Genomic DNA, 13187 nt, shown 5'->3' with positions numbered 1-13187 from the left:
AGGCCACCACAATGTCGCGTATTGGAAAGATTCCGGTCACCGTCCCCTCGGGTGTCGAGGTGACCATCGACGGGCAGGACGTCGCAGTGAAGGGCCCCAAGGGCCAGCTGTCGCTGACGATCTCCGAGCCGATCGCCATCGCCAAGGGTGAGGACGGTGCCCTGCTGGTCACCCGTCCCGACGACGAGCGTCGCAGCCGCGCGCTGCACGGTCTGTCGCGCACCCTCGTCGCGAACCTCATCACCGGTGTGACCCAGGGTTACACCACCAAGATGGAGATTCACGGCGTCGGCTACCGCGTCGCGCTCAAGGGCCAGGACCTCGAGTTCTCGCTCGGCTACAGCCACCCGGTTCCGATCGAGGCGCCCGAGGGCATCTCGTTCGCGGTCGAGTCGCCGACCAAGTTCTCGATCTCCGGCATCGACAAGCAGAAGGTCGGCCAGATCGCCGCCAACATCCGTCGTCTGCGCAAGTCCGACCCGTACAAGGGCAAGGGCATCCGCTACGAGGGTGAGCAGGTCCGCCGCAAGGTCGGAAAGACGGGTAAGTGATATGAGCCAGACTGCAAACCAGAAGGCCAAGCGGATTCCGCTGGGCAAGGACGTGTCCACCACGCGTCGTCTGTCGAAGACGCGTCGTCACTTCCGTCTGCGCAAGAAGATCTCCGGCACGCCCGAGCGTCCCCGTCTCGTCGTGAACCGGTCCTCCCGGCACATCCACGTCCAGCTCGTGGACGACCTCGCCGGCCACACCCTGGCCGCGGCGTCGACCACCGAGGCGGACCTGCGTGCCGCCGAGGGCGACAAGAAGGCCCTCAGCGCGAAGGTCGGTCAGCTGATCGCCGAGCGCGCCAAGGCTGCCGGCATCGAAGCCGTGGTCTTCGACCACGGTGGCCACGGCTACCACGGCCGTATCGCGGCCCTCGCGGACGCCGCTCGCGAAAGCGGGTTGAAGTTCTGATGACCAAGATTTCGAACGGAAGGACAGTCTGATGCCGGGACGTCAGAGGCGTGACGGCGGCAGCGGACCCGCCGGACAGAACGGACCCGCCGGTGGCGACAGCCGCGGTGGCGACAACCGTGGTGGCGGTCGTGACCGCCGCGACAACCGTCGCGACAACGCTGCGGAGAAGTCGAACCACATCGAGCGCGTGGTTGCGATCAACCGCGTGTCCAAGGTGGTCAAGGGTGGTCGGCGCTTCAGCTTCACCGCTCTCGTGATCGTGGGCGACGGCAACGGACTCGTTGGCGTCGGCTACGGCAAGGCCAAGGAAGTTCCCGCGGCCATCCAGAAGGGTGTCGAGGAGGCTCGCAAGGGCTTCTTCCGCGTGCCGCTCATCGGCAGCACCATCACTCACCCGGTGCAGGGCGAGGCCGCTGCCGGCGTCGTCATGCTCCGTCCGGCCAGCCCGGGTACCGGTGTGATCGCCGGTGGTGCGGTGCGTGCCGTGCTCGAGTGCGCCGGTGTTCACGACATCCTTGCCAAGTCGCTCGGTAGCGACAACGCGATCAACGTCGTGCACGCGACCGTTGCCGCCCTCAAGGGTCTGCAGCGTCCCGAGGAGGTGGCCGCTCGTCGCGGTCTGCCGATCGAGGACGTGGCCCCGGCCGGCATGCTGCGCGCACGTGCGGGACAGGGAGTCTGATCATGGCCGAACTGAAGGTCACCCAGGTCAAGAGCTCGATCGGTGCCAAGCAGAACCAGCGCGACAGCCTGCGGACGCTCGGCCTCAAGGGCATCCGCAAGAGCGTCGTCCGTGAGGACAACGCCCAGAACCGCGGCCTGATCAACGTGGTTCGCCACCTCGTCACAGTTGAGGAGGTCTAACCATGACCATCAAGCTGCACCATCTCCGGCCTGCGCCGGGCGCCAAGACCGACAAGACCCGCGTCGGCCGTGGTGAGGGTTCGAAGGGCAAGACCGCCGGTCGCGGCACCAAGGGCACCAAGGCCCGCAAGAACGTGCCGGCCGCCTTCGAGGGCGGGCAGATGCCGCTGCACATGCGGCTGCCCAAGCTCAAGGGCTTCACGAACCCGAACCGGGTCGAGTACCAGGTCGTCAACGTGGCCGACATCGCTCGGGTGTTCCCCGAGGGCGGCCAGATCGGCGTCGAGGAGCTCATCGCCAAGGGCCTGGTTCGCAAGAACCGGCTCGTGAAGGTTCTGGGCGACGGCGAACTCACGGTTGCCGTTCAGGTCACCGCGAACAAGTTCACCGGTGCCGCCAAGGAGAAGATCACCGCTGCCGGTGGCACCGCCACCGAACTGTGATCGGATTCTGAACACCGCGACGGCCGCGGCACCGCGAGGTGCCGCGGCCGTCGTCGTTCGGCGGCCGGTGTCGGCATTTGTGGCCGGCAATTGTGGGATTGCCCAGCAGTCGCTCCGCACGCCACTGCTAGAGTTCTAGAGTTCACTCGACCATCGGGCGTTCCGCCCACCTCACTCTCGTCGTGCCCAGGAGGATCTTTGCTTTCCGCCTTCGTCTCGGCCTTCAGGACTCCCGACCTGAGGCGGAAGATCCTCATCGCACTCGGTTTGATCGCGCTCTATCGGTTCGGTGCGACGCTGCCGTCTCCCGGTGTCGACTACGGCAACGTGAAGGCGTGTATCGACCAGATCTCGGGGAGCGACCAGGCGGGCATCTACTCGCTGATCAATCTTTTCTCCGGTGGCGCGCTGCTGCAGCTGTCGGTGTTCGCGATCGGCATCATGCCGTACATCACGGCGAGCATCATCGTCCAGTTGTTGACAGTCGTGATCCCGCGATTCGAGGAGCTCCGCAAGGAGGGCCAGTCGGGTCAGGCGAAGATGACCCAGTACACGCGGTACCTGTCGATCGCGCTGGCCGTGTTGCAGGCCACCGGCATCGTGGCGCTCGCGGCGCGGGGGCAGCTGCTCCAGGGGTGTAGCGAACCGATCCTCGCCGACGACTCGGTGTTCTCGCTGGTGACCATCGTGCTGGTGATGACTGCCGGTGCCGCACTGGTGATGTGGATGGGTGAGCTGATCACCGAGCGTGGCGTGGGTAACGGCATGTCGCTGCTGATCTTCTCCGGCATCGCGTCCCGGCTGCCGTCCGAGGGCAAGGCGATCCTCGATTCGCGTGGCGGACTGATCTTCGCCGCGGTGTGTGTCGCCGCGCTGGTGCTGCTCGCCGGCGTCATCTTCGTGGAACAGGGCCAGCGCCGGATCCCGGTCCAGTACGCCAAGCGCATGGTCGGCCGCAAGATGTACGGCGGCTCGTCAACGTACCTGCCGCTGAAGGTGAACCAGGCCGGCGTCATCCCGGTGATCTTCGCGTCCTCGCTGCTGTACCTGCCGAACCTGATCGCCCAGCTGACGGGCGCGGCCAGCTCGACCGATCCGAGCTGGTGGCAGCGGATCATCAACGAGTACCTGGTGAACCCGTCGAACCCGGTCTACATCCTCATCTACTTCCTGCTCATCGTCTTCTTCACGTACTTCTACGTCGCGATCACCTTCAACCCGGAGGAGCGCGCCGATGAGATGAAGAAGTTCGGCGGCTTCATTCCCGGTATCCGTCCCGGCCGACCCACGGCGGACTACCTCCAGTACGTGCTCAGCCGCATCACGCTGCCGGGCGCCATCTATCTCGGTCTGATCGCGGTCCTGCCCAATCTCTTCCTTGCGAAGGGAACCGCGGGCAGCAGCATCTTCGGTGGTGCGGCCGTCCTGATTCTCGTCAGCGTCGGCCTCGACACCGTCAAGCAGATCGAGAGCCAACTCATGCAGCGCAACTACGAAGGGTTCCTGAAGTGAGACTCGTCCTCGTTGGTCCTCCCGGTGCCGGTAAAGGCACGCAGGCCGAAATCCTGTCGGAAAAGCTCGGCGTTCCGCACATCTCGACGGGCGACCTGTTCCGCGCGAACATCGGGCAGCAGACGGCTCTCGGTCTCGAGGCGAAGAAGTACATGGACGCCGGCGACCTCGTGCCCAGCGAGATCACGAACAACATGGTCAAGGCCCGGGTCGCCGAGCCCGATGCCGCGAACGGGTTCCTCCTCGACGGCTTCCCCCGGACGGTGGACCAGGCCGAGGCGCTGAAGGCGATCCTGGCCGGGCTGAACGTCACGCTCGACGGCGTCCTTGCGTTCGACGTCGACGACGACGTCGTGGTCGAGCGGATGCTGGCCCGTGGGCGCGCCGACGACACCGAGGACGTCATCCGCAACCGGATGCGGGTCTACCGCGAGGAGACCGCTCCGCTGCTGGACTACTACGCAGGCAGCATCGTCACCGTCGACGCCGTCGGCACGGTCGACGAGGTCAACGCCCGCGCGCTCGCCGCGCTCGGCAAGTAACAACCAAGAGGGATTTGTTCGTGGGGTTTCGTCGTAAGAAGGTCGTTCCGTTCCGCACCGCCGGTGAGCTCGACGCCATGGCGGCGGCGGGGGCGATCGTCGGCGCCACTCTGGTGGCCGTGCGGGCGGCGGCCAAGCCGGGGGTCAGCACCCTCGAGTTGGACCGGATCGCCGAACAGACGATCCGGGACGCCGGCGCGGTGCCGTCGTTCCTCGGCTACCACGGGTTCACCGGGTCGATCTGTTCGTCCGTGAACGATCGTGTCGTGCACGGCATCCCGTCCGCCGACGAGATCCTGGTGGCGGGGGACCTGGTCTCCATCGACTGCGGCGCGATCCTCGACGGCTGGCACGGCGACTCGGCCTGGACGTTCGGGGTCGGCGACATCATCGATGCGGACCGCGACCTCAGCGAGGCGACGCGACTGTCGATGGAGGCCGGTATCGCGGCGATGTTGCCGGGCAACCGGCTCACCGACGTCTCGCACGCGATCGAGGAGGGCACCCACGCCGCCGAGCGTGCGCACGATCGCCGTTACGGCATCGTCGACGGCTACGGCGGGCACGGCATCGGTCGAGAGATGCACATGGATCCGTTTCTGGCGAACGAGGGTGCGCCCGGTAAGGGTCCGCAGCTCGTCGTCGGATCGGTGCTGGCGATCGAGCCGATGCTGACGCTGGGGACCACGGAGACCGAGACCCTCGATGACGACTGGACCGTCGTCACGATCGACGGGTCCCGCGCCGCGCACTGGGAGCACACCGTGGCAGTGACCGAGGACGGTCCGCGGATCCTGACGCTCCGGCCGGAGTAGCACTCCTTCTCAACGGAACGGGCAGTCGCACAGTGTGCGACTGCCCGTTCGTCGTTTCGCTCACGCCTCCATGACCAGGGTGACCGGTCCGTCGTTCACCGAGGACACCCGCATGTGGGCCCCGAAATGGCCTGTTTCCACGGTGGCGCCGAAGTCGCGCAGCGCTGCGGCGAACGCATCGACCAGTGGTTCCGCGACGGGGCGTGGAGCCGCCGCCGACCACGACGGCCGGCGACTCTTGCGGGCGTCGCCGAGCAAGGTGAACTGGCTGACGACGAGGACGGGGGCATCGACGTCGGAGGCGGACTTCTCGCCTTCCAGGATTCGGAGCTTCCAGATCTTCGCGGCGAACGTGGCCGCGGTGGTCTCGGTGTCGTCGTGCCCGACTCCGAGCAGGACGAGCAGACCCTGTCCGTCGGGCGTGATGCGGGCGACGATCGTCCCGTCGACCTCGACCGAGGCCTCGGTCACTCGTTGTACGACCGCACGCACGGGCATCGTCCTTTCGCGGAGGGAGGGTGGACGCGGCGCATTTGGCCTGGTGGGAGAACTCCGGTAAAGTGGATCAATGGTGCGTCCTGCGTGCCGGTCGTGCGCTGTTTCGGTCCCGCTTCCCGCGTCGTTCTCGGGGTGCACTCGAAGCAAGCGAGCAGCCGGTTCTCCATCGCGTCCGCACCACCGTAACGGAGAACGATGCCCACCAACGGATCGCGGAGGATATGGCAAAGAAAGACGGGGCCATCGAGGTCGAGGGACGAGTTGTCGAGCCACTGCCCAATGCGATGTTCCGCATTGAGCTGGAGAACGGCCACAAGGTCCTCGCACACATCAGCGGCAAGATGCGTCAGCACTACATTCGCATCCTGCCGGAAGACCGGGTCGTCGTAGAGCTGTCGCCCTACGACCTTTCTCGCGGTCGCATCGTCTACCGGTACAAGTAACAAGCTTCCCGGGCCACTCCTGGTCTGGGAGAGGTATGTCCACCTGCCGGTGGGCGACACATCAGGAGATTAGACAGACGTGAAGGTTCAGCCGAGCGTCAAGAAGATCTGCGAGAAGTGCAAGGTGATCCGCCGTAATGGGCGGGTCATGGTGATCTGCGAGAACCTGCGCCACAAGCAGCGTCAGGGCTAGATCGCTTCTCCTCGAAGATCTGCTTGGCAACAAGCACAGATGACCTTCCAGCACCAGCCGGCGTTTACGGCCACCGGGCGTGGCACCTTCGGGTGTTCGAGTCCACAGGCAGGCGTCGGTACACCCCCGGCACGGAGGCTGGGGCCCCACTGAGTTAGTTGAAAGACGTTTCACGGCCCGGTCCGTCCAGTTGGACACGGCCGGCCGTGATGGCACAGGGGATGGGCTGGGAGTAGACCTCCGCACACCGAAAAGGAATGCCAGATGGCACGACTCATGGGTGTCGATCTTCCCCGCGAAAAGCGGATGGAGATCGCACTGACCTACATCTACGGTGTCGGCCGTACCCGCTCCAAGGAAATTCTCGCGAACACGGGCGTCAGCCCGGACCTGCGTAGCAAGGACCTGAGCGACGACGACCTCACCAAGCTCCGCGACTACATCGAGGGCTCCGAGCTCAAGGTGGAGGGCGACCTGCGCCGCGAGGTCCAGGCCGACATCCGTCGCAAGATCGAGATCGGCTGCTACCAGGGCCTGCGCCACCGTCGTGGTCTGCCCGTGCGTGGACAGCGCACCAAGACCAACGCGCGTACCCGTAAGGGTCCGAAGCGCACCGTCGCAGGGAAGAAGAAGTAATGCCTCCGAAGTCACGTAGCACCGGTCCGAAGAAGACCCAGAAGGCGCGTCGCAGGGACAAGAAGAACGTCCCGCACGGTGCCGCTCACATCAAGAGCACCTTCAACAACACGATCGTGTCCATCACGGACCCGAACGGCAACGTCATTTCGTGGGCATCGTCGGGCCACGTGGGCTTCAAGGGCTCGCGTAAGTCCACCCCGTTCGCCGCGCAGCTTGCCGCCGAGAACGCTGCCCGCAAGGCGCAGGAGCACGGCGTCAAGAAGGTCGACGTCTTCGTCAAGGGCCCGGGCTCCGGACGTGAGACGGCGATCCGTTCGCTGCAGGCCGCCGGTCTCGAGGTCGGCACCATCTCCGATGTCACCCCCCAGCCGCACAACGGCTGCCGCCCGCCCAAGCGGCGTCGCGTCTAACGGGAAGGAAGGTAAAGAATCATGGCTCGTTATACCGGTCCCGTTACCCGTAAGTCGCGTCGCCTGCGTGTCGACCTCGTTGGAGGCGACCAGGCGTTCGAGCGTCGCCCCTACCCGCCGGGCCAGCACGGCCGCGCGCGGATCAAGGAGAGCGAGTACCTGCTCCAGCTGCAGGAGAAGCAGAAGGCTCGCTTCACCTACGGCGTCATGGAGAAGCAGTTCCGTCGCTACTACGAGGAGGCGAACGCTCGCCCCGGCAAGACCGGCGAGAACCTGCTTCGCATCCTCGAGACCCGTCTCGACAACGTCGTGTACCGCGCCGGCCTGGCCCGTACGCGTCGTCAGGCCCGTCAGCTGGTCAGCCACGGTCACTTCCTTGTGAACAACAAGAAGGTCGACATCCCCAGCTACCGCGTCTCCCAGTACGACATCATCGATGTCAAGGAGAAGTCGCTGGCGACGCTGCCGTTCCAGATCGCGCGTGAGACCTACACCGAGCGCCCCGCCGCGGGCTGGCTGCAGGTCGTCCCGGGTCGCCTGCGGATCCTGGTTCACCAGGAGCCGGAGCGCGCACAGATCCAGGTGCCGCTGCAGGAGCAGATGATCGTCGAGTTCTACTCGAAGTAAAAGCCCCACGGCTCGTGCGCGGTTTGTGTGTTCCCGGGTTTCACGACTCGGACTCGCAGACCGCGCACGAGCGCCGAAGGCGCCATCCAACGTGGGTGTCAAATAGCGGACGCCCGTACAGGAGGAAAACCAAATGCTCATTTCGCAGCGACCCACGCTGACCGAAGAGGTCATCGCTGACAACCGCTCGAAGTTCGTCATCGAGCCCCTTGAGCCCGGCTTCGGGTACACCCTCGGCAACTCGCTTCGCCGCACCCTGCTGTCGTCGATCCCCGGCGCTGCTGTCACCAGCATCCGCATCGACGGCGTCCTGCACGAGTTCACCACCGTCCCCGGTGTGAAGGAGGATGTCACCGACATCATCCTGAACCTCAAGGGCCTGGTCGTGAGCTCCGAAGAGGACGAGCCGGTCACCATGTACGTCCGCAAGCAGGGCCCCGGTGCCGTGACTGCAGGCGACATCGTGCCTCCGGCCGGCGTCACGGTGAACAACCCGGATCTGCACATCGCCACCCTGAACGACAAGGGCAAGCTGGAGATCGAGCTCGTCGTCGAGCGCGGTCGCGGTTACGTTCCCGCCGTCCAGAACAAGGCGTCCGGCGCCGAGATCGGCCGCATTCCGGTCGACTCGATCTACTCGCCGGTGCTCAAGGTCACCTACAAGGTGGAGGCCACCCGCGTCGAGCAGCGCACCGACTTCGATCGGCTCGTTCTCGACGTGGAGACCAAGAACTCCATCACCGCGCGGGACGCGCTCGCTTCGGCGGGCAAGACCCTGGTTGAGCTCTTCGGCCTGGCCCGTGAGCTGAACGTCGAAGCAGAAGGCATCGAGATCGGACCCTCGCCCGCCGAGGCCGATCACATCGCCTCCTTCGGACTGCCGATCGAGGATCTGGACCTGACGGTCCGGTCCTACAACTGCCTCAAGCGCGAGGGTGTTCACACCGTCGGCGAGCTGGTTGGTCGCACCGAGTCCGACCTGCTCGACATCCGCAACTTCGGGCAGAAGTCCATCGACGAGGTCAAGGTCAAGCTGCACTCGCTCGGCCTGTCCCTCAAGGACAGCCCGGCTTCGTTCGATCCGTCCACGGTTGCGGGCTACGACGCCGCCACCGGGACCTGGAGCGACACCGATGCCGGTGCCTTCAACGAGGGTGAAGGCAACGACCAGGACTATGCCGAGACCGAGCAGCTGTAACAGCTCACTGAAGGTCCTTTACTAGGAGATTCATCATGCCCAAGCCCAAGAAGGGTGCCCGCTTCGGCGGGTCGGCTTCGCACCAGAAGGCGATCTTCGCCAACCTGGCCACCGCGCTCTTCGAGCACGGTCGTATCACCACCACGGAGGCCAAGGCCAAGGCCCTGCGTCCGTACGCCGAGAAGATCGTGACCAAGGCCAAGGGTGGAACCCTCGCCGACCGTCGCGAGGTTCTCAAGGTCATCCGCAACAAGGATGTCGTGCACACCCTGTTCGCGGAGATCGGCCCGTTCTACGCGGAGCGCGATGGCGGCTACACCCGCGTCATCAAGACCGTCCCCCGCAAGGGTGACAACGCTCCGATGGCGATCATCGAGCTCGTCAAGGAGCAGACGGTCACCTCCGAGGCCAACCGCGCTCGCCGCGTCCAGGCGTCGCAGGAGGCCAAGGCCGAGGAGACCAAGGTCGAGGAGACCGAGGTCGTCGAGGCTGCTGCCGAGGAGGCCCCGGCCGCCGAGGCCGAGTCCGCCGACGAGGCCAAGAAGGACTAACGCTGAACGCGTCAGAACCTGCGAACGAACCCGTCGCTCCCATCCGGGAGGGCGGGTTCGTTCGCTTTCGACTGGACATCACCTACGACGGCACCGACTTCGCGGGGTGGGCCCGTCAGCCCGGTCTGCGGACGGTGTGCGGGGTGCTCGAAGAGGCGATCTCGACGGTGTTGCGGCAGCCGGTGCAGTTGACGGTCGCCGGCCGCACCGACGCCGGGGTGCACGCCTGCGGGCAGGTCGCGCACTGTGACCTCGACATGTCCGGCGCCGGCGAATCGGCGAACGGGCCGCGCCACGGAGCCGGCCTCGACGATCCGGATCGGTTGGTGCGCAGGCTCGCACGCTTCCTCCCGCCGGATGTGCGCGTCAAGGCGATCACCGCCGCACCCGCCGAGTTCGACGCCCGGTTCTCGGCGATCCGTCGGCACTACGAGTACCGGGTCACGACTGCGAGGTACGGTGCCGAGCCGCTGCGGGCCCGCGACACCGTGTCGGTGCCGAAGGTGCTCGACCTGGACGCCATGCAGACCGCATCCCATGCGCTGCTCGGGCTGCACGACTTCGCCGCGTTCTGCCGGCGCCGGGAGGGCGCGACGACGGTTCGCGAACTTCAGCGCTTCGACTGGACGCGCGAGGGTGACATCCTGACCGCCCACGTCAGCGCGGATGCGTTCTGCTGGTCGATGGTCCGCAGTCTGGTCGGTGCGGTGCTGGCCGTGGGGGAGGGTCGGCGCACCGTCGACTGGACGACCGCGTTGCTGCAGGAACGGGAACGGTCGAGTTCCGTTCTCGTGGCGCCCGCACACGGACTGAGCCTCGTGCGGGTGGACTACCCGGACGAGCGGGACCTCGCCGCCCGGAACGCCGCGACCCGCGAGGTGCGCGCACTGCCCGGCGGCTGCTGCGGCGACTGACGTCGGCGGGGTTCCTGCAGTCCGACTCGTCGTGGACGGATCGACTTCGGAGTGCAGGCCGGTGTGATCGCTTCCGGGAACGTGGCCGCGCGGTGGTGCTGATCTCTCGGACCATGCGCGTAGGTTGCGCGGGCGGCATGAGGGAAGCGGGCTGCCAATCGAATGCCCTGGCCGGTGCCAGGGCATTCGCCGTTTCCGGATGGATCTTCCAGATCCTCGCGATCGGATACGACAACCGGAAGTGAGGCGAAGGGGATGAGACCGGAGTCGCCGGCTTCCGCCGTGTGACGTGCAAGCGCGCTGCTCCCATCCGACGACAACGCGGCCCTGACCGAGCGGGTGTCCGCTCGGGCGTTGGTCCGGCGGCCTGTCGGTCGCGATCACGGGCTCCGGCACTTCTACTCCTCGACGCTGATCCACTTCGGAGTGTCGGCGAAGGCGCCGTGGTGGCCGGCGACCGCCGGGACGGGCACACGGCGTTCGTCGCGGACCTGGCCGCCGCGACGATGGTCCGGATCCAACGCCGGCAGGTAACCGAGGCGACCCTGGCTGGGGGATGCGGAGGCGTGTCAGGAGCTTGCCTCCCTCGTGACCAACGGTTTGGCGAGGTAACGTGCCCCTTCTCTTATTGGCACGGTGAGCTGGGGAAACGATCTTGGACGGATGTCTGGGAGAATTCCACGATTCGGTCACGGTCCGGCCACGGGCTGGCTAAGGTGATCTGAATTTGCGCGCTTGTCGCTCATTGGCGCGCCCCTGGTTCGTGAGGAGAAATGATGTCTCGTCCGATTGTGAGGCGGGTGGTGGGGACGGTAAGTGCTGCCACCCTGGCGACGCTCAGCGTCGCCGTTGTCGGTGGGGTGGCGTCTGCCGCATCCGGGTCCGTGACGTGGGATGACGGTGCGAGCCGATTCACCCGCACCATCAGCAATACGACGCCGAACGCGGGTGACGTGATCACGTCGTCGACGAAGTTCCAGCGCACCAACATCGTCGGTGAGTACATCTACACGGTGTCGGACTACCACCCGACGTGCCTCACGTACGTCAACGGTTCCGCGAAGATGAACGGGTCTGCGATCGGTGTGGACACGGTGGCCGCGGACAACACTAAGGTCAAGGGCGGTGCGACACAGTGGCCGGTGGGTAACCTGGTCAACGGGACGGATCGGACCTTCGAGTTCTCGTACACCGTCGGGGCGGACTGTGCGCGCGACACGGCGCTGTCGACGTGGATGAACTACACCAGCGGTCTCGGTTCGGGCACGTACACGAACAAGGGTCCGACCCTCACCGTCGCCAAGAGTGCGACCACCACCACCCTCGCCGCGGTCACGGGTGCGAAGGTGGGGCAGTCGTCGCAGTTGACGGCGACGGTCACCGGTGGCGCGGCGGGTAACACGGTCGAGTTCTACGACGGCACCACCAAGATCGGTCAGGGACCGCTCGTGGGTAATGCCGTGTCGATCGGCTGGACTCCGACGACCGCAGGCAACCACAGCCTTACTGCGAAATTCCTCGCTACGGCGACCGCCGCGGAATCCCAGTCGGCGGCACAGTCCGTGTCCGTCGGGGTCGCCGACGTGGCGACCACGACCACCCTCCAGGTCCCGGCGACCGCGACCACCGGTCAGGCCGTCGAGTTGAAGGCGACGGTCGCTCCGGCCCCGAGCGGTGGCACGGTGCAGTTCAAGGACGGTGCAACGAACATCGGTGCGCCCGTTGCGGTCACCGGTGGAGCCGCGACCCTGTCGCACACCTTCGATGCTGCGGGTGGCAAGAACATCACTGCTGTCTTCTCGGGTGCGGGCGAGTTCCTCACCTCGACATCGGCGGTGGGTTCGATTGCGGTGTCGGTTCCGGATATCGCGACGACGACGTCGCTGGAGGTGCCCGCGTCGGCGACGACGGGGCAGGCCGTGGAGTTGAAGGCAACCGTCACCCCGGCCGATGCCGCCGGAACCGTCCAGTTCAAGGACGGTGACGCGAACATCGGTGCGCCGGTTGCGGTCACGGGTGGTGTGGCGACGTTGTCGCACACCTTCGATGCTGCGGGTGCCAAGAACGTCACCGCGGTGTTCTCGGGTGCGGCCGGGTTCCTCGGTTCCACCTCGGCCGTCGGCGCCGTGACGGTGACCGACCCGGATGCGGCGACCTCGACCTCGCTCGAGGTGCCTGCGTCGGCGACGACCGGGCAGTCGGTGGAGTTGAAGGCGACGGTGTCGCCGGCGCCGACGGGTGGCACGGTGCAGTTCAAGGACGGTGACACCAACATCGGTGCCCCCGTTGCCATCACGGGTGGTGTGGCGACGTTGTCGCACACCTTCGATGCCGCGGGTGGCAAGAGCATCACCGCTGTCTACTCCGGTGTTGCCGGGTTCCTGACGTCGACGTCGGCTGTGTCGTCGGTGACGGTGACCGATCCCGCGCCGGTGGACGTTGCGACGACCACGTCGCTGGAGGCTCCGGGTACCGCGACCACCGGGCAGTCGGTGGAGTTGAAGGCGACGGTGTCGCCGGCGCCGACGGGTGGCACGGTGCAGTTCAAGGACGGTGACACCAACATCGGTGCCCC

The 13187-nt window shown here is 66.2% G+C and carries 19 protein-coding genes; 17 read left to right on the top strand and 2 right to left on the bottom strand.

Annotation, left to right across the window (positions count from 1 at the left end):
* Nucleotides 1-11 precede the first annotated feature (11 nt).
* The 8 genes from rplF to map all read left to right on the top strand — a co-directional run bounded on the left by rplF (nt 12) and on the right by map (nt 5139).
* Entirely contained in the window at nt 12-551 is a 540-nt protein-coding gene (gene rplF / locus ACWDU4_RS14455) for a 50S ribosomal protein L6 (RefSeq protein WP_450114597.1), read from the top strand.
* A gap of 1 nt (nt 552) precedes the next feature.
* Nucleotides 553-960, top strand: a complete 408-nt coding sequence (rplR, locus tag ACWDU4_RS14450; protein WP_450114596.1) for a 50S ribosomal protein L18 — start codon at nt 553-555, stop codon at nt 958-960.
* A gap of 31 nt (nt 961-991) precedes the next feature.
* Nucleotides 992-1645 (top strand): 30S ribosomal protein S5, encoded by a 654-nt coding sequence (rpsE, locus tag ACWDU4_RS14445; protein WP_450114595.1) that lies wholly within the window; start codon nt 992-994, stop codon nt 1643-1645.
* A gap of 2 nt (nt 1646-1647) precedes the next feature.
* Complete coding sequence (rpmD, locus tag ACWDU4_RS14440; protein WP_345341335.1) at nt 1648-1827, top strand: 50S ribosomal protein L30; 180 nt, start codon at nt 1648-1650, stop codon at nt 1825-1827.
* A gap of 2 nt (nt 1828-1829) precedes the next feature.
* Entirely contained in the window at nt 1830-2270 is a 441-nt protein-coding gene (gene rplO, locus ACWDU4_RS14435; RefSeq protein ID WP_450114594.1) for a 50S ribosomal protein L15, read from the top strand.
* A gap of 198 nt (nt 2271-2468) precedes the next feature.
* A complete protein-coding gene (gene secY, locus ACWDU4_RS14430; protein ID WP_450114593.1) occupies nt 2469-3782 on the top strand; it encodes a preprotein translocase subunit SecY in 1314 nt (437 codons plus the stop codon).
* The gene (locus tag ACWDU4_RS14425; protein WP_450114592.1) at nt 3779-4324 is read left to right on the top strand and encodes an adenylate kinase; all 546 of its coding nucleotides are present in this window, start codon (nt 3779-3781) and stop codon (nt 4322-4324) included. Before secY ends, ACWDU4_RS14425 begins: the two co-directional genes overlap by 4 nt.
* Before the next feature lie 20 nt (nt 4325-4344).
* Nucleotides 4345-5139, top strand: coding sequence for a type I methionyl aminopeptidase (map, locus tag ACWDU4_RS14420; protein ID WP_450114591.1), 795 nt, complete (start codon nt 4345-4347; stop codon nt 5137-5139).
* 60 nt (nt 5140-5199) lie between these two features.
* On the opposite strand, the gene dtd is transcribed toward map, so the two are convergent.
* Complete coding sequence (gene dtd, locus ACWDU4_RS14415; protein ID WP_450114590.1) at nt 5200-5631, bottom strand: D-aminoacyl-tRNA deacylase; 432 nt, start codon at nt 5629-5631, stop codon at nt 5200-5202.
* A gap of 227 nt (nt 5632-5858) precedes the next feature.
* Between dtd and infA the strand changes: the two genes are divergently transcribed.
* The 8 genes from infA to truA all read left to right on the top strand — a co-directional run bounded on the left by infA (nt 5859) and on the right by truA (nt 10612).
* Complete coding sequence (gene infA, locus ACWDU4_RS14410) at nt 5859-6080, top strand: translation initiation factor IF-1 (RefSeq protein WP_003418601.1); 222 nt, start codon at nt 5859-5861, stop codon at nt 6078-6080.
* A 79-nt stretch (nt 6081-6159) separates the two neighbouring features.
* Nucleotides 6160-6273: a 50S ribosomal protein L36 gene (gene rpmJ, locus ACWDU4_RS14405; RefSeq protein ID WP_003938068.1), complete on the top strand. Its 114-nt coding sequence runs from the start codon at nt 6160-6162 to the stop codon at nt 6271-6273.
* Between the two features lie 264 nt (nt 6274-6537).
* Nucleotides 6538-6909: a 30S ribosomal protein S13 gene (rpsM, locus tag ACWDU4_RS14400; protein WP_450114589.1), complete on the top strand. Its 372-nt coding sequence runs from the start codon at nt 6538-6540 to the stop codon at nt 6907-6909.
* Nucleotides 6909-7322, top strand: coding sequence for a 30S ribosomal protein S11 (gene rpsK / locus ACWDU4_RS14395; RefSeq protein WP_003938066.1), 414 nt, complete (start codon nt 6909-6911; stop codon nt 7320-7322). The genes rpsM and rpsK overlap by 1 nt, the downstream gene beginning before the upstream one ends.
* Before the next feature lie 21 nt (nt 7323-7343).
* Nucleotides 7344-7949, top strand: a complete 606-nt coding sequence (rpsD, locus tag ACWDU4_RS14390; protein WP_450114588.1) for a 30S ribosomal protein S4 — start codon at nt 7344-7346, stop codon at nt 7947-7949.
* 133 nt (nt 7950-8082) lie between these two features.
* Complete coding sequence (locus tag ACWDU4_RS14385) at nt 8083-9147, top strand: DNA-directed RNA polymerase subunit alpha (RefSeq protein ID WP_450114587.1); 1065 nt, start codon at nt 8083-8085, stop codon at nt 9145-9147.
* Between the two features lie 35 nt (nt 9148-9182).
* On the top strand, nt 9183-9698 hold the full coding sequence (gene rplQ / locus ACWDU4_RS14380) for a 50S ribosomal protein L17 (protein WP_450114586.1): 516 nt from the start codon (nt 9183-9185) through the stop codon (nt 9696-9698).
* Nucleotides 9699-9739: 41 nt separating this feature from the next.
* Nucleotides 9740-10612 (top strand): tRNA pseudouridine(38-40) synthase TruA, encoded by an 873-nt coding sequence (gene truA / locus ACWDU4_RS14375; protein WP_450114628.1) that lies wholly within the window; start codon nt 9740-9742, stop codon nt 10610-10612.
* Nucleotides 10613-11010: 398 nt separating this feature from the next.
* Here the strand turns inward: truA and ACWDU4_RS14370 are convergent, their stop codons facing one another.
* Nucleotides 11011-11133 carry a hypothetical protein gene (locus tag ACWDU4_RS14370; protein ID WP_450114585.1) on the bottom strand — a complete coding sequence of 41 codons (123 nt, stop codon included), beginning with the start codon at nt 11131-11133 and terminating at the stop codon, nt 11011-11013.
* 279 nt (nt 11134-11412) lie between these two features.
* On the opposite strand from ACWDU4_RS14370, the gene ACWDU4_RS14365 reads away from it, so the two are divergent.
* A partial coding sequence (locus tag ACWDU4_RS14365; RefSeq protein WP_450114584.1) for an Ig-like domain repeat protein occupies nt 11413-13187 on the top strand: 1775 nt, incomplete at its 3' end.

Source organism: Rhodococcus sp. NPDC003348 (assembly GCF_053589375.1).
The sequence above is the reverse complement of the archived record's forward strand: the minus strand, read 5'-3'. Positions and strand labels throughout refer to the sequence as shown.